Annotated in this window: 16 protein-coding genes; 3 read left to right on the top strand and 13 right to left on the bottom strand. The window is 64.7% G+C overall.

What is annotated here, in order from left to right; genetic code table 11:
* Positions 1-55: 55 nt before the first annotated feature.
* Positions 56-304 (bottom strand): hypothetical protein, encoded by a 249-nt coding sequence (locus P6U28_RS22255; protein WP_122402061.1) that lies wholly within the window; start codon positions 302-304, stop codon positions 56-58.
* A 189-nt stretch (positions 305-493) separates the two neighbouring features.
* Here P6U28_RS22255 and P6U28_RS22260 point away from each other — a divergent pair, with 189 nt between their 5' ends.
* The 3 genes from P6U28_RS22260 (at position 494) to P6U28_RS22270 (ending at position 3969) form a co-directional block, all read left to right on the top strand.
* The gene (locus P6U28_RS22260) at positions 494-3178 is read left to right on the top strand and encodes a flavin-containing monooxygenase (protein WP_407119908.1); all 2685 of its coding nucleotides are present in this window, start codon (positions 494-496) and stop codon (positions 3176-3178) included.
* Positions 3179-3312: 134 nt separating this feature from the next.
* Positions 3313-3582, top strand: coding sequence for a hypothetical protein (locus P6U28_RS22265; protein ID WP_407119909.1), 270 nt, complete (start codon positions 3313-3315; stop codon positions 3580-3582).
* Between the two features lie 84 nt (positions 3583-3666).
* The gene (locus P6U28_RS22270; RefSeq protein ID WP_122402059.1) at positions 3667-3969 is read left to right on the top strand and encodes a hypothetical protein; all 303 of its coding nucleotides are present in this window, start codon (positions 3667-3669) and stop codon (positions 3967-3969) included.
* Between the two features lie 170 nt (positions 3970-4139).
* Here the strand turns inward: P6U28_RS22270 and P6U28_RS22275 are convergent, their stop codons facing one another.
* The 12 genes from P6U28_RS22275 to P6U28_RS22330 form a co-directional block, all read right to left on the bottom strand.
* Positions 4140-4295 carry a hypothetical protein gene (locus P6U28_RS22275; protein ID WP_212434480.1) on the bottom strand — a complete coding sequence of 52 codons (156 nt, stop codon included), beginning with the start codon at positions 4293-4295 and terminating at the stop codon, positions 4140-4142.
* A 102-nt stretch (positions 4296-4397) separates the two neighbouring features.
* Positions 4398-4916, bottom strand: a complete 519-nt coding sequence (locus P6U28_RS22280; RefSeq protein ID WP_407119910.1) for a septal ring lytic transglycosylase RlpA family protein — start codon at positions 4914-4916, stop codon at positions 4398-4400.
* Positions 4917-5203: 287 nt separating this feature from the next.
* Positions 5204-6856, bottom strand: a complete 1653-nt coding sequence (locus tag P6U28_RS22285; RefSeq protein WP_407119911.1) for an NAD-dependent malic enzyme — start codon at positions 6854-6856, stop codon at positions 5204-5206.
* 156 nt (positions 6857-7012) lie between these two features.
* Positions 7013-7999 carry a tripartite tricarboxylate transporter substrate-binding protein gene (locus P6U28_RS22290; protein ID WP_407119912.1) on the bottom strand — a complete coding sequence of 329 codons (987 nt, stop codon included), beginning with the start codon at positions 7997-7999 and terminating at the stop codon, positions 7013-7015.
* Positions 8000-8099: 100 nt separating this feature from the next.
* Complete coding sequence (locus P6U28_RS22295; protein WP_407119913.1) at positions 8100-10430, bottom strand: mechanosensitive ion channel domain-containing protein; 2331 nt, start codon at positions 10428-10430, stop codon at positions 8100-8102.
* Positions 10431-11240: 810 nt separating this feature from the next.
* Positions 11241-12278 (bottom strand): patatin-like phospholipase family protein, encoded by a 1038-nt coding sequence (locus P6U28_RS22300; protein WP_122402056.1) that lies wholly within the window; start codon positions 12276-12278, stop codon positions 11241-11243.
* Complete coding sequence (locus tag P6U28_RS22305) at positions 12275-13204, bottom strand: polyphosphate kinase 2 family protein (protein ID WP_129143983.1); 930 nt, start codon at positions 13202-13204, stop codon at positions 12275-12277. The genes P6U28_RS22300 and P6U28_RS22305 overlap by 4 nt, the downstream gene beginning before the upstream one ends.
* Complete coding sequence (locus P6U28_RS22310) at positions 13164-14183, bottom strand: branched-chain amino acid ABC transporter permease (RefSeq protein ID WP_122402054.1); 1020 nt, start codon at positions 14181-14183, stop codon at positions 13164-13166. Before P6U28_RS22310 ends, P6U28_RS22305 begins: the two co-directional genes overlap by 41 nt.
* Positions 14180-15061: a branched-chain amino acid ABC transporter permease gene (locus tag P6U28_RS22315; RefSeq protein ID WP_122406512.1), complete on the bottom strand. Its 882-nt coding sequence runs from the start codon at positions 15059-15061 to the stop codon at positions 14180-14182. The genes P6U28_RS22310 and P6U28_RS22315 overlap by 4 nt, the downstream gene beginning before the upstream one ends.
* A 5-nt stretch (positions 15062-15066) precedes the next feature.
* Positions 15067-15771, bottom strand: a complete 705-nt coding sequence (locus P6U28_RS22320) for an ABC transporter ATP-binding protein (RefSeq protein WP_407119914.1) — start codon at positions 15769-15771, stop codon at positions 15067-15069.
* 3 nt (positions 15772-15774) lie between these two features.
* On the bottom strand, positions 15775-16542 hold the full coding sequence (locus P6U28_RS22325; protein ID WP_209295774.1) for an ABC transporter ATP-binding protein: 768 nt from the start codon (positions 16540-16542) through the stop codon (positions 15775-15777).
* A gap of 161 nt (positions 16543-16703) precedes the next feature.
* Positions 16704-17408 carry an NUDIX hydrolase gene (locus P6U28_RS22330; protein ID WP_122402051.1) on the bottom strand — a complete coding sequence of 235 codons (705 nt, stop codon included), beginning with the start codon at positions 17406-17408 and terminating at the stop codon, positions 16704-16706.
* Positions 17409-17424: the final 16 nt, after the last annotated feature.

Consider the following 17424-nt stretch of genomic DNA (forward strand, 5'->3'; position numbering starts at 1 on the left):
GAGGGGCCCGGCAGGTTATGTCCAGAGCCGTCAGCGAAGCAAGCCTCGCCCGCGCCTATCTGCCCTTGCCCTTTAGCTCCGCCAGCGCGCGGCGCGCGATGATGCCGAGCTCGCCGAGCGTGGAATGGCCGGACTGCGCCGCCTCGATCAGGCGCTCGGCGATGAACCTGCGGCTGTCGTGATCGCCGCCATGCGGCAGTTGCCGGCACGTCTCCTCGAGGACGACGTCCATGTTCGCTTTGGTGCGCTCACTCAACTCAATCATGACGCCCAGCCGGTACGCGTGGCTTGTAAGCGCAAGCATACACGCAAGGATGCGGTCTGATTACCCCGTGCTATCACGGCCATTGTGCATCGCGGTGCGTGTGGTGCCGCAACATTCGCGCGTCACGATGCCGCCGCAAACGACCACCCTAGGATTGCACTTGCTGTAATGACAAGCTGAACCTGCGGCGATAGCCTGCCGGCAAACAAAACACACCGGAGGAATGCCATGTCTGACGCGATGGTTGCCACACGTGCCTCCGACGAGCGCGGAACCGCTCAGCAGGTCGATGTCGCCGTGGTCGGCGCCGGATTTGCCGGCCTCTATCTTCTCTATCGCCTGCGCAAGGCAGGGTTCTCGGCGGTCGGCCTCGAAGAGGCCGGTGATGTCGGCGGCACCTGGTACTGGAACCGCTATCCGGGCGCGCGCTGCGACATCCAGACGATCGACTACAGCTACACCTTCGATCCGGAGCTCGAGGCTGCGTGGACATGGTCTGAGAAATACGCGACCCAACCCGAGATCCTGCGCTACCTCGGCTTCGTCGCCGACCGCTATGGCCTCAGGCGCGACATTCGCTTCAAGACCAGGGTCACCGAAGCCAGATGGGACGAAGCGTCCGAGCGCTGGCTCATCACCACCGATAGTGGCGCAGCGGTCTCCTGCCGTCACTACATCATGGCCACCGGTTGCCTCTCCGCGCCCAAGCCGCCGGAGATCGACGGCGTCAAGGACTTCAAGGGCGAGGTTTATTTCACCGGACGCTGGCCGCATGACGGCGTCAATCTCGCGGGAAAGCGCGTCGCCGTGATTGGGACGGGCTCGTCCGCGATCCAGTCGATCCCGCTGATCGCCGAGCAGGCCGCACATCTGACCGTGTTCCAGCGCACGCCGAATTTCGCGCTGCCCGCGCATAACGGCCCGCCGCCGTTGGACCGTATGAGCCTCCTGCAAAGCGACCGCGCCACCTATCGCGCACAGGCGCGCCAGTCGATGGCCGGGGTGCCCTATCCGCAACAGACCGTCGTGAGCTGGCAATTGAGCGATGCCGAGCGTCGCGAGCGGTTCGAACGCGCCTGGGCCGCCGGCGATCTCGTCCACATCCTGACGCAGCTCTGGGCCGACCAGGCCGTGGACGTCGACGGCAACAAGATCGTCCAGGACCTGATCCGCGAGAAGATCCGCGCCGCCGTCAAGGATCCCGAGACCGCCGCGGCACTCACGCCGCATGATCATCCCTTCGGCGCCAAGCGTCCCTGCCTCGACACCAATTACTACGCCACCTACAACCGGCCGAACGTCACGCTGGTCAATCTGCGCCAGGAGCCGATCAAGGCGATCACCGCGAGCGGCATCTCCACCAACGGCCGCAGCTTCGACCTCGACGTCATCGTGTTCGCGACCGGCTTCGATGCCATGACCGGCGCGATCCGCGCCGTGCATCCGATCACCGGGCGCGACGGCAAGTCGCTCTCCGACGTCTGGGCGCAGGGGCCGCAGACCTATCTCGGCCTCACGGTTGCCGGCTTCCCGAACTTCTTCATGATCACCGGCCCCGGCAGCCCGTCGGTGCTGTCGAACATGGCGGTGTCGATCGAGCAGCATGTCGACTGGGTGGTCGATCGGCTTGCTGCGTTACGCGACGCCGGCTTCACCACGATCGAGCCGACCGAGACGGCGCAGGCCGGCTGGGGCCGGCACATGGCCGACTGCTCGATGCTGACGCTGCACCGGCTCGCCAACACCTGGTACACGGGCGCCAACGTGCCCGGCAAGGTGCAGGGGCTGATGCCCTATACCGGCGGCGTCGGCCCCTATCGCAGCATCTGCGACGAGGTCGTCAGTCGCGGCATGCTCGGCTTCAGGCTCACCGGCCCTGATGGTGCCGCGCAATGCAACGATGGGGAGGTGGTGCGCCTGCAGCCCGACGTGCGGCTGGTGCTGAACCTGCTCGCAACCCTCAACCTGCCGCCGATCGAGTCGATGGGCGCAGAAGGCGCGCGCGCCTTCGTGAACGAGTTCAACAAGGGCCGTCCCGCCGGACGACCCATCGGCGAGATCGTCGACGGCACCCTGCCCGGTGCCGACGGTCCGCTGCCGTACCGTGTCTACAAGCCCGCAACGGCAGGACCGCATCCGGTCGTGGTCTATTTCCACGGCGGCGGCTGGGTGCTCGGCGACGAGCAGTCGGACGAGCCGTTCTGCCGCGACATGGCACGCAGGACCGGCATGATGTTCGTCAGCGTCGGCTATCGCCACGCGCCGGAGCATCGTTTCCCGACGGCTGCGGAAGACGGGTATGCGGCAACCCGCTGGATCGCCGAGCACGCTGCCGAGCTCGGCGGCAGACCGGGCCCGGTGCTGGTGGCAGGCTGGAGCGCCGGCGGCAACATCGCTGCCGTCACCTGCCAGCTGGCGCGCGATCGCGGCGGCCCCGACATCGCCGGCCAGCTTCTGGTCTGCCCCGTCACCGACTGCAGCTTCGATCGCCTGTCCTACAACGACAACGCGACCGGCTACTTCCTGACGCGCTCGCTGATGTACTGGTTCTGGGACCTCTACTGCTCGCCGGCGGACCGCACCGACCCGCGGGTCTCGCCATTGCGCGGCAAGGTCGAAAACTTGCCACCGGCCTTCGTCGTCACCTGCGAGTTCGATCCGTTGCGGGACGAGGGCGTCGCCTATGCCGAGGCGATGGCCGCAGCCGGCGTCCCGGTCGAGCAGCTGAGGGCGCGCGGCCATTTCCACTCGTCCTTCACCATGGTCGACGTGGTGATCACGGGCGTGTCGGGCCGGGTGCAGATGGCCGGGGCCTTGCGCCGCTTCGCCGGGCTGCCGCCGGAGATCAGCCGCGGCGAGAGCAACCAGGAGCACGACAGCCCGGGACACAGGATCGCGGCCGCCGCAAGCTGAGGAGCGCCGGGGCGGCCGGGAACCTTTTCCTGGCTGTCGCGTTGGGTGATCGTGGCTTTGAGATGCAGCGATAGGTGTGTAGGCCCCAGCACGTGGATGTGTGTGCTGGGGCCGTCCTTTGCGTGAGGCAGGCGATGGGAGACGTCCGGGATTCAAAGGTCGATTTCGGCGCGCTCGCGGTGCTGCATAAATGGCCATCGCTTGCAAACCAGCGAAGGCCGGACCGGGAGCCTTACCGGGTCCTCGAAGGCACGCTCGACGATTGCATTTCGGCGTTCATGCAGAAACCGGTGACGACCAGGCATCTCTACGAGATACGCACGGGGGCGCAGCCGCCGCTGGTCACGGAGATACTCTCACCCGAACACGTGATCGAGCTGTCGCGCTTGAGAGAATTTCTCTGACGGCCTTCACAAGCACGCGAGCAGGAACCTTCTTCCGGTTTTTCCCGTTGTCAGAGATCGGAAGCAAAGACGTGAGCACCTCACATGCTTGAAGCTGGCGTATCTTCCGTCGTGCCCTACGGCGCAGACCAGACCCTCTTCGTGGTGATCGACCGCCGCGACGAGGCGACCGAAATCCCTATCGAGCGTAGCGATCTTGAAGCCACCATCGGTGAACTCGTTGCCGGCTGCTTCAACGATCCCGTCAAGGTGATCTCGTTCAACACGCTCGAGCATTGGATGAAGGACATCTCGACCGATGTCGTCGGCGAGATAAAGGCGCGCTGCGACATGTACGGCATAGAGCTACCCGATTACCTCAGCGACTTCGTCGAGAGCCACAGCTGAGCGGGCATTGTCTCAATTGCGCAGACAGGGAAGCAAACCCGGATGGGCTTGCCGCATGGTTCGTCAGAGCTAAAGCATGATCCGGAAAAGTGCGAAGCGGTTTTCCGGAAAGATCATGCGTAAACAACAAGCTAAAGCGCGATGACGATTGATCCAAATCTCATCGCGCTTTAGGCGCGGCGATGCTTGCCGGCGATGACCTCGATCTCGCGACGGCGTTCGCCGGCAAAGGTCAGGAGCTTCTCGATCGTCAGCGCATCCGTGATCCGTTTGGCGAGCCGCTCGGCGCGCGCAGCCTGATCTTCGAGATACTGGATCGTGTTCAAGCGCCGCCTCCCCCCAAAGCCCGGAATTGTGGGCAGCCATGATGCTTGAAAAGCCGCTAACAGCCGGTTAAGCGCACCCCATCGGTCTCGACGAGTCGCGCTTTATTGCACGACCTCGAGCCTGACATTGGTGATGCCCTTGTCGACCATGCCGAGCGCCTCCGCCGCGGAAGGCGAGATGTCGACCACGCGCCCGCGAACGAAGGGCCCGCGATCGTTGACCCTGACGGTGACGAAGCGGCCGGAGGAGGTATCGGTGACGCGCAGCTTGGTGCCGAACGGCAGCGTGGGATGCGCCGCGGTCAACTCGTTCTTGTCGAACTTCTCGCCGCTCGCGGTCTCCGTATCCGAATAGAAGCTGGCGACGCCGTGCGAAGCCGTCTGCTTCGCGTCGCCGCCGACAGCGCGCGCCCGGCTGGTCGGACGCGGATGCAGCGCCGCCAGCCTATGCGGGCGCTCCACCACGGCCTGCCGGCCGGGAGCAGCCAGATCGGCCTTCTGGCGACCGACCGGCGACTGCGCGCAAGCGGCGAGCGAGGCGGCGCCGGCGACGGCAAGCAGCAGCCGGCATGGGGTTGCGAGGGAAATCCGGGCAGTTTCGGCACGTGCAATGCGAGACATGGTACGCCCCTCCGAACAGCCCGGATTTTCGGTGGGCAATGAGGGCAGAACCTTGTCGGAACAAAAGCGGCCCTGGGGCCGCGTCCGTTTCGCGCCAGCTGTGACGATTCCACCACAGTGACCTGTTCTGAATCGGGACAGACGGCCCCTAGGGCGCAATGAAATGAGGCTCGATCGCTCAACGACGGAGGTGCGGCCCCTCTCCCACTTCCCAGGCGGGAGAGGTGAACGAGCCAGCGCCTGACCGGATTTTGGTTCTGGCGTCGATCAACCGTCGGCCCGGTGGCTCAGTAATGCGGCTCGTATATCTGGGATTGGACCAGGGCCTTCACGTCGTTGGGTGCAGGTCCGTCGGCGAGCCCACGTTGGTAGGCAACGTCCGCAACGGCCGCCGCGATGCGGACCGAGACCTCGCGGATGCGCGGCAGTGCCGGATAGAGACTGCCTTGCGCGAGATCCTCCTTGCCGACGCAGTCGGCGAGCGAGTGGGCCGCCGCCATGAACATCTCGTCGGTCACCAGCTTCGAGCCGCTGGCGATGACCCCGAGGCCGACGCCGGGGAAGATGTAGGAGTTGTTGCCCTGGCGCGGCACGAAGCTGCGGCCGTTGAGCGTCACTGGATCATACGGACTGCCGCAGGCGAACAGCGCGCGGCCCTCGGTGTAGCGATAGGCGTCCTCCGCCGAGCATTCCGCCTTCGAGGTCGGGTTGGAGAGCGCGAACACGATCGGCTTCTCGTTGAGCTCGGCCATGGTCTTGAGCACTTCGGGCGTGAAGGCGCCGCCGACCGCGGCGACGCCGATGATCGCCGTGGGCTTCAGCGTCTTGATCGCGGTGAGGAAATCGGCGATCGGCGCCTGGCCGGTGTGGGCATAGCGGAGCTTGTGGCCAGAGAGGCCTTCGCGACCGCTGACGACGAGACCGCGGGAATCCACCAGCCAGTTGCGCCGGAGCGCATCCGCCTCGGAAGCGCCCTCCGCCATCATGGCGGAGACCACGAGATCGGCGATGCCGGTCGCCGCCTCGCCCGCGCCGAGGAACAGGATGCGCTGATCCCTGAGCTTGCCGCCGGAGACGCGCAGGGCCGAGAACAGGCCGGCGAGCGCCACGGCCGCCGTGCCCTGGATGTCGTCGTTGAAGACGCAGGCTTCATCCCGGTACTTGTGCAGCAGCTTGAACGCCGAATGGTTGGCGAAATCCTCGAACTGGATCAGCACGCCCGGGAACGTTTTTCGCGCGGCCTGCATGAACTCGTCGACGAAGCTGTCATAGGCCTCGCCCGTGAGCCGCCGCTCGCGCAGGCCGATATAATAGGGATCGTTCAAGAGCTCTTCGTTGTTGGTGCCGACATCGAGCACGATCGGCAGGCACAGTTCCGGATGCACGCCGGCGCAGGCCGAATAGAGCGACAGTTTTCCGACCGGAATGCCCATGCCGTTGGCGCCGAGATCGCCGAGACCAAGAATGCGCTCGCCGTCGGTGACGACGATCAGCTTGGCAGGGTAAGGCCAGTTCTTCAGAATCTCCGCGATCTGGCCGCAATCGCGCGAGGAGATGAACATGCCGCGCGGCCGCTGGAAGATCAGGCCGTATTTCTGGCAGGCGAGCCCGACGGTCGGCGTGTAGATGATCGGCTGGATCTCGTCGATATTGTCGACGACGACGCGGAAGAACAGCGCCTCGTTGCGGTCATGCAGCGCGTTCAGCGCGACGTATTTTTCGAGGTCCGTCGGTAGCGTGCGCAGATTGGTGAGCACGCGCTGCGCCTGTGTCTCCATCGTCAGCACGCATGGCGGCAAGAGACCTCGCAGGCCCAGTGCCTCGCGCTCCGCTTCAGTGAAAGCGGTGCCCTTGTTGAGCAAGGGATCGCGCAGCAGCGTCATGCCTTGCTGCGAATTGGACGACGTCGATTGGGCAACGACCCGGGCAGGTCTATTCACGAATTCCCCCAAGGAGCTTCACATTGAACCGCACACATTGTCGGCCAGCGCGCCATCCAGATCAAGGACGGAGAGACTCGGGCACCGATTGTGATCTCGCACCGCAGCGAGATTTTCGCGAACGCCTGGCAGGCGCGCGAGAAAAGGTTAACGGCGCTATTCCGGCTTGATATCGGCCGCCTTCACGATCGGCCACCATTTTGCGGTCTCGGCCTTCTGGAAAGCGGCGAGTGGTGCGGGGCTCTGCTGCTCCGGTGGCGGAATCTCCTGCCCCAGCTCGGCAAAGCGCTGCTTGACGGACGCATCGGCCAGCACGGCGATGATGGCCGCGTTGAGCTTCGTGACAATGTCCTTCGGTGTGTTCTTTGGTGCCCAGATGCCGTGCCAGTAGGAAATGTAGAGACCGGGCAGACCCGCCTCGTCGACGGTCGGCACGTCGGGCGCAGACGCAAGCCTTGTCGGCGACGTCACCGCGAACGCCTTGATCGCACCGCTCTTGACGTGCGGCAGCGAGTTCGACGCCTGGTCGAACATGAGATCGATCTGCCCGGCCACGAGATCGATCATGGCGGGCCCTGCGCCGCGATACGGCACGAACTGGATGTCGGTGCCGGTCTTGTCCTTGAAGAAGACACCGGCGACGTGCGCGCCCGTGCCGGCCCCGGCCGTGCCGGCGGTGGCCTTACCGGGGTTGGCCTGCAGCCACGCGATCAGCTCTTTCAGACTGTTTGCCTCCAGCGACTTGCGACCGACGATGAGCTGCGTCCCCATCGCGATCATTGCCACCGGCTCGAAATCGGCGACTACGTCATAGGGCAGCTTGAGGATCGCACCGTTCAGCACATGGGTACCCCAATGGCCGATCGTGATCGTGGTACCGTCAGGTGTCGCGCGCGCGACGCGGGCGCCGGCGATGCTGCCGGAAGCACCCGCCACGTTCTCGACAACCACTGTCGTGTGCAGTTCGCCCGCGATGCGCTCGGACAGGATCCGCGCCAGCGTATCGGTCGGGCCACCCGCCGCAAAGGGCACGACGAGGGTGACCGGGCGCGACGGAGACGACCCGGCGAACGCAGCAAATCCGACCAATGCGCAAACGACCATCACATGGCCGCGCAATCCGGCCCAGAGTCCTCGGTTCATCCCGCCCACCCTTCTTTCTTCGCCCGCATGTCGTTCGCGGGCTGGGGCCAGAGTGAACGCGGGCGGATCGATAGAGGCAAGCCGGAAATTTTGGGATTGCTTATGCGGTCACTCGCCGCGGCGTCGGAGTGGCGGCGCTATCGGCCGGTGGCGCGATGTGCATCAGGATAGTCTGGGTGGCGGATGCGACCTCGATGCCGTTCTGCTGGAAGCGCAGCTTCATGCGCCGGTTGAACTCGCGCTGGACCGGCCAGCGCCCGGTCTCGGTGCAGCGGATCTGACCGACGATCGACACCATCGCGCCGTCCACCTTGTCGACGCCCCACAGCTCGAGGTCGCCGCGGATCAATGCGCGGAATTCCGGTTCGCGGCGCATCTCGTCGACGATGTCCTTGAGGATCTGGCCGGCGCGGTCGGTGTCTTCCTTGTAGGCGACGTTGACGCTGACCGAGGCGTTGCCGGCGCCGCGGCTGGCATTGGTGATGGTCGTGACCGCGCTGAACGGCACGATGTGCACGGCGCCGTCGCCGGCGCGTAGGCGAATGGTGCGGATCGAGACGTTCTCCACCACGCCCGCGAGCCCTGACAAGCTGACATTGTCGCCGACCTGGACCGTGTTCTCCAGCAGCAGGAACAGGCCGGTGATGAGGTCCTGCACCAGCTTCTGCGAGCCGAAGCCGATCGCGATGCCGACAATGCCGGCGCCCGCGAGCAGCGGCGCGACATTGACGCCGATCTCGCTCAGCGCCGTGAGGCCGACGACGGTTGCGATCAGGCAGAGCAGCGCGGTGCGGAGCATCGGCTGGAAGGTGCGCAGGCGCGCCGCACGGGCATAATGCCCATCGCGTGACAGTGCATTGATCTGGCGGTCCAGCAACGCATTGCTGATTTCCCAGATGGCCGCAGCGATAAACACGGCGATGCCGATCGTCACCACGGCGGAGATCAGCCGGCCGCCGATCTGGCCGCCATAGAACCAGACGATGGCGTCCACACCCCAGACTTCGAGCACCGCCACGAAGCCGATGAAGGCGATCACGCTGGATACGATCCGGCGCAACAGCGGTAGATAGCGGTTGGCGCGGATCTCGAGGCCGGGAAAGCGCTGGAGGATTTCCGGCTTGATGCGGAAACCACGGTCGATCAGGCTCAGCGTCACCATGATGGCCACACGCGTGACCAGCGCCACCGCGATGGTGCCCACGAAATATTGCAGCAGCAGCGAATAACCGTTGCGGATGTTCAGCGCCCAGACGGCCCACAGCGCCAGATCAAGTGCGATGGCAAGATAATGCCAGCCGCCGGCGATACGGTTACGCAAACGGGCTGCAATCCCCTGCCGCTCGGCCGGCGCGCGGATGGCGTCGGCGACCTGGCGGCGGCATTGCAGGATGATGACGACGATGAAGAGATGCACGACCAGCATCACCATGCGCAGCAGTGCGGCGTAGCCGGCGCGGTGCAGGCCGAGCAATAGCGCCACATTGGCAAAGGCGATGCCGGTGACGCCGACACCGACGATGCGGCGCGCCCAGATCTCGATATAGGCCGCAGTCTCGGCCCGCAGCGGAAACAGGCCAAACGGCCCGGCCAGCGCCCTGACCACGCAGATGAGCCCGCGCGAAAACGCGTAGGCGTTGACGACCGCGAGGATCACGAGGCGAACGGTCGTGGGCTCGCCGATCACCGTCCCGAGCAGCGCCGTGGCGACACCAACGAAGACCACCACCGGCAGCAGTTCGAGCACAAGGCGCCCCAGCACGAAGGGCAGCCGTGACAGGACCTGCCAGACCCGCGCAAGACTGTGGCGGCGCTTGTTCAACTCGGGTGCGGGAGTGACATCGGCCACCGATGACGGCGGGTCGGCTACGGGCAGCACCTGTGCCGGCAGGTGCGCGGTTTGTGGCACGCGTCCTTCCAGGAACGCGACCGGACGGCGGATCAGGCGAAAGATCACCCACTCGGCAGCGAGGGCGCACCCGAGCACCAGCGCCAGCTTCCAGGCGATCTCGATCAGGAGGTGATAGGCCGCGGGATCGTTCGCGGTCCGCATGATCCAGTAATAGAACGCCGGAAAGTGCGTGAGCGTCCGTGCCATGCCGGCGATCTCGCTCGAGATCTCGCCGATCTCCTCCGACACCGTGAGCAAGAGCTGCGCACCGAGGCCGTCGGCCGAGAGCGGGATCGGCGATTTTTGCTCCGGCGCCGCCTGCTGCGGACCGGACGCGTTGGCGATCACGCGGAGCGTATCGATCATCTGCGCGCGCTTCTTGTCGTCCTGAAGGGTTTCCAGCGCGCGTTTCGCCTCGTCAGGCGACAGTGTGGCGGCGCTGTTTGCCGCGGGCGGAGGCGGCTCGGCGCGGGCACCGGAGAGAGATGGAATCGTGAGGAAGAGAGCGGCGAGGAGCGCCGCGGCCAGCTTATGCGACACGAGGATTCCCTGGAAAAAAATGAATGCACCGGCGGCGTCGGGACCGTCACCGCCGAAGCACATGCGTCATGTCGGATTGCCGTTATTCGCCCCGGCCCTGTGTCGGAAGTTGGCCTTTGAGGCGACATTCTCTTGGCATTTGCCGCAATGCAGGATCGGGAGCCGCGGCATCACCGACGTGCTGTGATGCGCCAAAGACCTCTTGCGCCAATGCGGAGCGACGGCGGGGAGAATGGGAACAGCGGATGTCAGAGAAACTCGTTGCGGCAGCCCGTCACGGCCATCCGACACGATCGATGTGATGTAATGCAAATTACAGCGCCGGGAAGGTAGGGGCCTTGCCTCACTGATGCGGCCCGCTAAACCTTGACCCGGCGTGCCGTTCGCGGTTTTCGCCGCTATGCGATAGTCCGAACGAGCTCCATCGCACTCAGCGGCTGGATTTGCGGAGGTGGCGTCATAGACCTCCCCTTGCTCATGAGGTGGACGTTGCGCGTCGCTTGTTTGCGACCGCCACGATGCTCGTCCTAGGACACAAAACTGTCAAGCAAGATCAACGATCTAGAGATCACATTTGAAGGCGCGAGTTCCCTGGAAGCAGCCCGCCGATGCAAAGCGCTTGCGCGCGGGTCGCAGCTGTCGAGGGGCAGCGGGCATGTTGACATCATGCCCCTGTTTTGCCCGACGAGTCAAATGAGTTTCGTAAAATCCGCAGCAACGATGACGGAGCTGCAAGCGGTTGATTCTGCTGCGCTCGGCTACTGTGCATGGGGTTGTTTTCGCGTTTTTGTGCATGGCCGGCTCAGCCGGCTAGAGAAACATGTCTGCCAGGTCGACGGTCGAGGACTTTCCGATCTGGTCGAAGTTCCGCGCCAGCCAGCTTCGCGCCGCCTCGCGGCCCTCATCGCGCAGGCGGCACAACAGGCTCCATTCGGGGTGGAACTGCGTGGCCGTGCCGAGCTGCGACATCAACTGGTCGTTGCCGATCCAATGCATGTACATGCGGCTATGCTTGTCGCTGTCGAGCTCGCCGTCGTCGATCAGCCGCGTGGCGAAGGCGACCGCGCGCATCTCGCGCATCAAGGACGAATTGAAGCTGATCTCGTTGATGCGGTGGAGGACATCGGCCGCACTGGTCGGCAGCTCGTCGCGCCTGATCGCCGTGACTTGCACGATGATGACGTCGTGACTGCCCTTGCGGTAGATCAGCGGATAGATCGCGGGATTGCCGAGATAGCCGCCGTCCCAATAATGCTCGCCGTCGACCTCGACGGCCTGGAAATAGGGCGGCAGGCAGGCCGAGGCGAGCACGGTTTCCGCCGTGAGAAGCGGGCTCTGGAACACCTTGATCTTGCCGGTGCGGACGTTGGTGGCGTTGAGAAACAGCTGCGGCGCCTCGGGCGAGGAATTGAGCCGGTCGAAATCGACCACGCGCTGCAGCAGCGCGCGGAGCGGATTGAAATGAAAGGGATTGAGCAGGTTCGGCGGCAGGGTGTGCGTCAGCGTGTGGATGACGGCGTGCACCGGATGATATTCCGGCGGCAGCTTCAGGGCCTGGATCCACTGGTTCAGCGGCGACATCAAATCGTACGCCATGTCCATGCGCGACACCTCGTACCAGAATGCGTGCAGGTTCTCCCGCGCACCCTCCGCGCCTCCGTTCGCCATGCCGGAGGCCATCGCCACCGCATTCATGGCACCGGCACTGGTGGCGCTGACCGCCTCGATCGCGAGCCTGCCGTCCTCGAGCACCTGGTCGAGCACGCCCCAGACGAAGGCGCCGTGCGCGCCGCCCCCCTGGAGCGCGAAGTTGACGGTCTTGCGATCGGCGATCTCCTTGGCTGTCACTTTGCCTGCTTCTTGCCTCCCGTCCCCTCTTTCTCCAGTGCCTTGCGCACTTGCTCGAATTCCTCCAGCGAGGCCTTGTCGGCGCGGGGGAAGCGCAGGTCGAGCTTTTCGAGCGCTGCATTGATCACCGAGCCGATCACGACGCGGGCGAACCATTTGTGATCGGCGGGCACGACGTACCACGGCGCATGAGGCGTTGCCGTGTGGCGGACGATGTCCTGGTAGACCGCCTGGTAGCGCGGCCACAGCGCGCGCTCCTTGATGTCGTCCATGGAGAACTTCCACTGCTTGGCCGGCTCCTCCAACCGGTCGAGGAAGCGCTGGCGCTGCTCCTCCTTGGAGACGTTGAGGAAGAACTTCAGCACCAGGGTTCCGTTGCGGCAGAGATAGCGTTCGAAGGCGGAGATGTCCTCGAACCGCTCCTTCCATATGTGCTTGGTGACGAGCTTTGGCGGCAGCTTCTCCTTGGCGAGGATTTCCGGATGCACGCGCGTCACCAGGCATTCTTCGTAATGCGAGCGGTTGAAGATGCCGATATGGCCGCGCTCCGGCAGCGCGACCACGTGGCGCCAGAGGAAGTCGTGGTCGAGCTCCTTGCTGCTTGGCGCCTTGAAGGCCGTGACTTCGCAGCCCTGCGGATTGATGCCCTCGAAGATCGCCTTGATCGCACTGTCCTTGCCGCCGGCGTCCATTGCCTGGAGCACGATCAGCACGGACCAGCGGTCCTGGGCGTAGAGCTTCTCCTGAAACCCGACGAGGCGCTTCTTGTTGGCGTCGAGAAGCGCCTGCGCTTTCTCCTTGTCGAGGTCGCCCTTCTCGTCGGTCTTATGGTCCTTGAGATGAAACTTGCCCGAGCCATCGTAACGGAATGGCGTGATGTAGCGGTCAAGCTCCTGGGCGAGCGATCTGGACGGCTTCTTGCTCATGAGCGCGGGGCACCTTGCGTTGCGGCTTCAGTCGGTCGAGGACGCTACCAAGGATGCCCTTGGGAAGGAATATGATGAAAACCACGAGCAGCACGCCGTAGACGAGGTTGTCCCAGCCGACCGCCTTGGTGCCGAAGCCGATGCGCAAGCTCTCGGCCAGCAAAATGGTGATGATGGCGCCAAAGGTCGGGCCGAGCGAAACGAACAGGCCGCCCACGATGGCCGCGAACACCATCTGCAGCGAAACCGCGATGCCGCTGACGGTGTCGGGTGTGATGAACATCTGATACTGGCAGTAGATCGCGCCGGCCAGTGCCGTCATCAGCGCGCTGAGCAGCGTGATCTTCAGCTTCTCGGCGGTGACGTTGACGCCGGCCGCAGCCGCGGCGTCCTCGTCCTCCGAGATCGCCTCCAGCGCATAGCGCGCCATGCTGCGGTCGACCCAGTGCCAGACCACGATACCGAACAGCCAGACCGCAAGCGCGATCAGATACCAGGTGGTTTTGTCGTCGAACTGCAGCGCCAGGAGCTTGTTGCCGGACGCGCGGTTCGGGGTATAGCCGAGCGAGCCGCCGGTGTAGTCGCGCGTCGCGGTGATGACCTGGAGCACGATGCCCGACAGCGCCAGCGTCACCAGCACGAAATAATGCCCGGTGATGCGGAAGCGGAAGCAGGGATAGCCGACGATCAGCGCCAGCGCACCGGCCGCGATCATGCTGACGGGAATGCCGATCCAGGGCGACAGGCCCAGGTGATTCCACAAGAGCGCGGTGACGTAAGCACCGATGCCCATGAAGCCGCCATGCCCGAGCGAGACCAGTCCGAACCGCCCCATCATCGACCAGGAGGTATAGGCGAACGACCAGATCAGGATCAGCACGAGGATGTGCAGATGATAGGGATCGCGATAGACGAAAGGCAGCGCGACCAGCACCGCCAGCCCCACGCCCCATGCTGCAAGCCGCCCCTGCCCCTTCATCGCCGCCTCGCCAGCAGGCCCGCGGGCCGGATGAACATCATGACGATGAAAAAGGCGAAGGCGAGCACATAGCCCCATTCGAGGTCGGAGAACAGGCCGCCAAGCGAGATGATCTCCGCGAACAGGAAGGAGGCGATGAAGCCGCCGATGAAATTGCCGAGGCCCCCGAGCACGCAGATCAGGAAGGTGATCGGCCCGAAGGAGAGGCCGACGAACGGATGCACGTCATATTGCAGCACCAGGAGGCAGGCCGCGAGCCCGGCCAGCGCACCGCCGAGCGCGGACGTGATGAGATAGATCCGCTTCGTATCGACGCCCATCAGCGCCATGATCTGACGGTCCTGCGCGATGGCGCGGATCGCGGTGCCGGTGAAGGTGCGCGTCATGAACAGATAGACCGCGACCATGCCGACCAGTGCCGCCAGGAAGGACAAAAGCCGCGCGTAGCTGAAATTCATGTCGCCGAAGGCGAGCACCGGCAGGCGGATGCCGAGATTGCGGAAGTCGATGCCGAAGGCGACAGTGGCAAAGCTCTGCAGCACGAACAGCACGCCGCCGGTCGCGAGCAGCTGATTGATCGGCGGCGCGGTCAACAGCGGCGCGATCACGAGGTAATGCAAGAGGGCGCCGAGCGCCGCCACCAGCAGGATGGTGAATGGCGCAGCGATGAAATAGCTGACGCCGTAATACTGCACCATGAAATACATGGCGTACATGCCGATCATCACGAGCTCGGCGTAACAGATCCAGGTCACGTCGATGACGCCGAAGATCAGGTTGAGGCCGAGCGCGAGCAGCGCCAGCACGCCGCCGAGCAGGATGCCGTTGATGACGGCCTCCAGCAGATAGATGTCGAAAATGTCCAGGAACGCCTGCATGCCCATCACACCCCGAGATAAGCTTCCTTGACCGTGTCGCTTGCCAGCATCTCGGACGAGGTGCCGGAGGCGCGGATCGTGCCCGCTTCGATCAGGTAGGCACGGTCGACCACTTTCAGGACCTGCTGCACGTTCTGCTCGACGATCAGCACCGTCAGCCCGCTGGCGCGAATCCGCTTCACCAGCTCGAACACCTGCTGCACCACGACCGGCGCGAGCCCCGCCGAGGGTTCGTCGAGCAGCAGCAGCTTCGGGCTGGACATCAGGGCGCGGCCGATCGCGCACATCTGCTGCTCGCCGCCGGACATGGTGCCGGCCATCTGATGCCGCCGCTCCTTCAGGCGCGGGAACAGGTCGAACACGACGTCCAGCCGTTCGGCATAGTGTCCGCGCGCCTCCTTCATGAACGCGCCCATCTTGAGATTGTCGTCGACCGTGAGCTGCGGAAACAGCCGCCGGTTCTCCGGCACATGCGCAATGCCGAGGCTGACGATCTTGTGCGCCGGCGTCGCCACGACATCGACGCCTTCCATCTTGATCGATCCGCGCGAGGGACGGATCAGGCCGGAAATGACGCGCATCAAGGTGGTCTTGCCGGCGCCGTTGGGACCGATGACGCCGACGGCCTCGCCGGCCTTGACGTCGAGATTGATGTCGAACAGCGCCTGGAACGTGCCATAGCCGGCATTGACGCCGCGGAGCTCCAGCATGGGCTAACCTCCCGCCCGGCGGCGCGCTTCGGCGGCCGCGGCCTGCGTGGTCTCTGCATCGGTGCCGAGATAGACTTCGATGACGCGCGGATCGCCGGCGACCGCGCTCGGCAGCCCTTCCGAGATCTTCTCGCCGTGATCGAGCACCATGACGCGATCGACGACGCGCATCAGCACGCCCATGATGTGCTCGACCCAGATGATGGTGATGCCGAGCTCGTCGCGGATATTGCGCAGCATGTCGGCCGCCTGGTCCATCTCGGCCTCGTCGAGACCGCCGAGGCTCTCGTCGGCGAGCAGCAGCTTCGGCGAAGTGGCAAGGGCCTTCGCCAGCTCGAGCTTCTTCAGGCCGGCCGCCCCCAGGCCGTCGACGCTGGCGTGGCGATCGGTCGGCAGGCCCACCATCGCCAGCGACCGCTCGGCTGCCTCCTCGGCCTTGATGCGACTGTGGCGGCCCTGGCCGTAGAATCCGGCGAGCGCGACGTTCTCGAAGATGGTCAGGCGGCGGAAGGGTCGCGGAATCTGGAAGGTGCGGCCGATGCCGCGGTTGATGATCCGGTGCGGCGCAAGGCCTGCGATCTCGTGCCCGGCAAACAGGATCGATCCGGAGGTCGGCGCCAGCGTGCCGGAGAGCATGTTGAAGATCGTGCTCTTGCCCGAGCCGTTGGGCCCGATCAGGCCGAGGATCTCGCCCTGGTCGACCCTGAACGAGACGTTGTTCACGGCGGTGAAGCCGCCGAACCGCTTCACCAATCCGTTCACCTCCAGCACCGCCGTTCTCCGCCGCTACTGGTTGCTGTCGGTGGTGCCCTTCGGCAGTGGCAGCACGGCCTCGCGCATCAAAACCTCCCGGACGATTGTGCGTTGCATTCTTGTCGTTCTTGTTTTCGCCCATCACACGGGCTGCGCGAAGCGATGTCAAGCCTCGCGCGTCAGCGAGAGGCGAACTGCTGCGCAATAAAGGCCGTGACAAATCGCGGCATGGTCGGCGTAAGATCGCTCATCCCGCGCACGAGATGAATGGCCGACAACTCGGGCTCGGCCTCGCGCGCGAGATTGGCTTCGATCCGGGCGCGGGCTTCATCGCCCGGCATGTCCAGATTGAGGACCTGAATCATCGCAATCGCACGACCGGAGACGACGCAATGCCAGTCGGCTTCCGGCGCGTAATCGTCGGCGGTGAGCCCGGTCTCCTCCGCGATCTCGCGGACCACGCTGCCGGGAAGGTCGAGGGCGCCGTCCCTGATGTCGTCAAGGTCGGGCGTGCCCGAAGGGAAATAGATGCGGCCCGCATTGGCCGTGTGCTGCGCCATCTCGCCCATCACGAAGGCGCCATCGGAGGTGCGCAGCGCGCCCATGCCGAAACCGTTGAATACGGCAGGATCAGGAAAACCCCAGTCGCGCCAGGCGAGGAAGCTGGCGAAATCGGTTTCGAAATAGGTCGCAGCGAGATGGCCGTCCGTGAACGCGGCATCGCGCCCGAGCAGGACGCGACCGTTCCAGATCTTCGGCCGCTCGCGCTGCTTCTCGGCAAAATGCGCCGCGATCTCGGCGCGGCGCTCCTCGGCGAACGGCCACACGATCGGCCGCACGGCAAGATCAAGCGTCGTGACGCGATGAATGACAAGTGACGTCATGACGCCTGGTTACTAC

The sequence above is a fragment of the Bradyrhizobium sp. STM 3561 genome (assembly GCF_045571455.1).
GTDB classification, from domain to species: domain Bacteria; phylum Pseudomonadota; class Alphaproteobacteria; order Rhizobiales; family Xanthobacteraceae; genus Bradyrhizobium; species Bradyrhizobium vignae.

Excerpts from the sequence above, each read along its gene's own strand:
- P6U28_RS22255 (WP_122402061.1), bottom strand. The coding sequence starts at position 304 with ATGCTTGCGCTTACAAGCCACGCGTACCGGCTGGGCGTCATGATTGAG.
- P6U28_RS22260 (WP_407119908.1), top strand. The coding sequence starts at position 494 with ATGTCTGACGCGATGGTTGCCACACGTGCCTCCGACGAGCGCGGAACC.
- P6U28_RS22265 (WP_407119909.1), top strand. The coding sequence starts at position 3,313 with ATGGGAGACGTCCGGGATTCAAAGGTCGATTTCGGCGCGCTCGCGGTG.
- P6U28_RS22270 (WP_122402059.1), top strand. The coding sequence starts at position 3,667 with ATGCTTGAAGCTGGCGTATCTTCCGTCGTGCCCTACGGCGCAGACCAG.
- P6U28_RS22280 (WP_407119910.1), bottom strand. The coding sequence starts at position 4,916 with ATGTCTCGCATTGCACGTGCCGAAACTGCCCGGATTTCCCTCGCAACC.
- P6U28_RS22290 (WP_407119912.1), bottom strand. The coding sequence starts at position 7,999 with ATGAACCGAGGACTCTGGGCCGGATTGCGCGGCCATGTGATGGTCGTT.
- P6U28_RS22305 (WP_129143983.1), bottom strand. The coding sequence starts at position 13,204 with ATGAGCAAGAAGCCGTCCAGATCGCTCGCCCAGGAGCTTGACCGCTAC.
- P6U28_RS22310 (WP_122402054.1), bottom strand. The coding sequence starts at position 14,183 with ATGAAGGGGCAGGGGCGGCTTGCAGCATGGGGCGTGGGGCTGGCGGTG.
- P6U28_RS22315 (WP_122406512.1), bottom strand. The coding sequence starts at position 15,061 with ATGCAGGCGTTCCTGGACATTTTCGACATCTATCTGCTGGAGGCCGTC.
- P6U28_RS22320 (WP_407119914.1), bottom strand. The coding sequence starts at position 15,771 with ATGCTGGAGCTCCGCGGCGTCAATGCCGGCTATGGCACGTTCCAGGCG.
- P6U28_RS22330 (WP_122402051.1), bottom strand. The coding sequence starts at position 17,408 with ATGACGTCACTTGTCATTCATCGCGTCACGACGCTTGATCTTGCCGTG.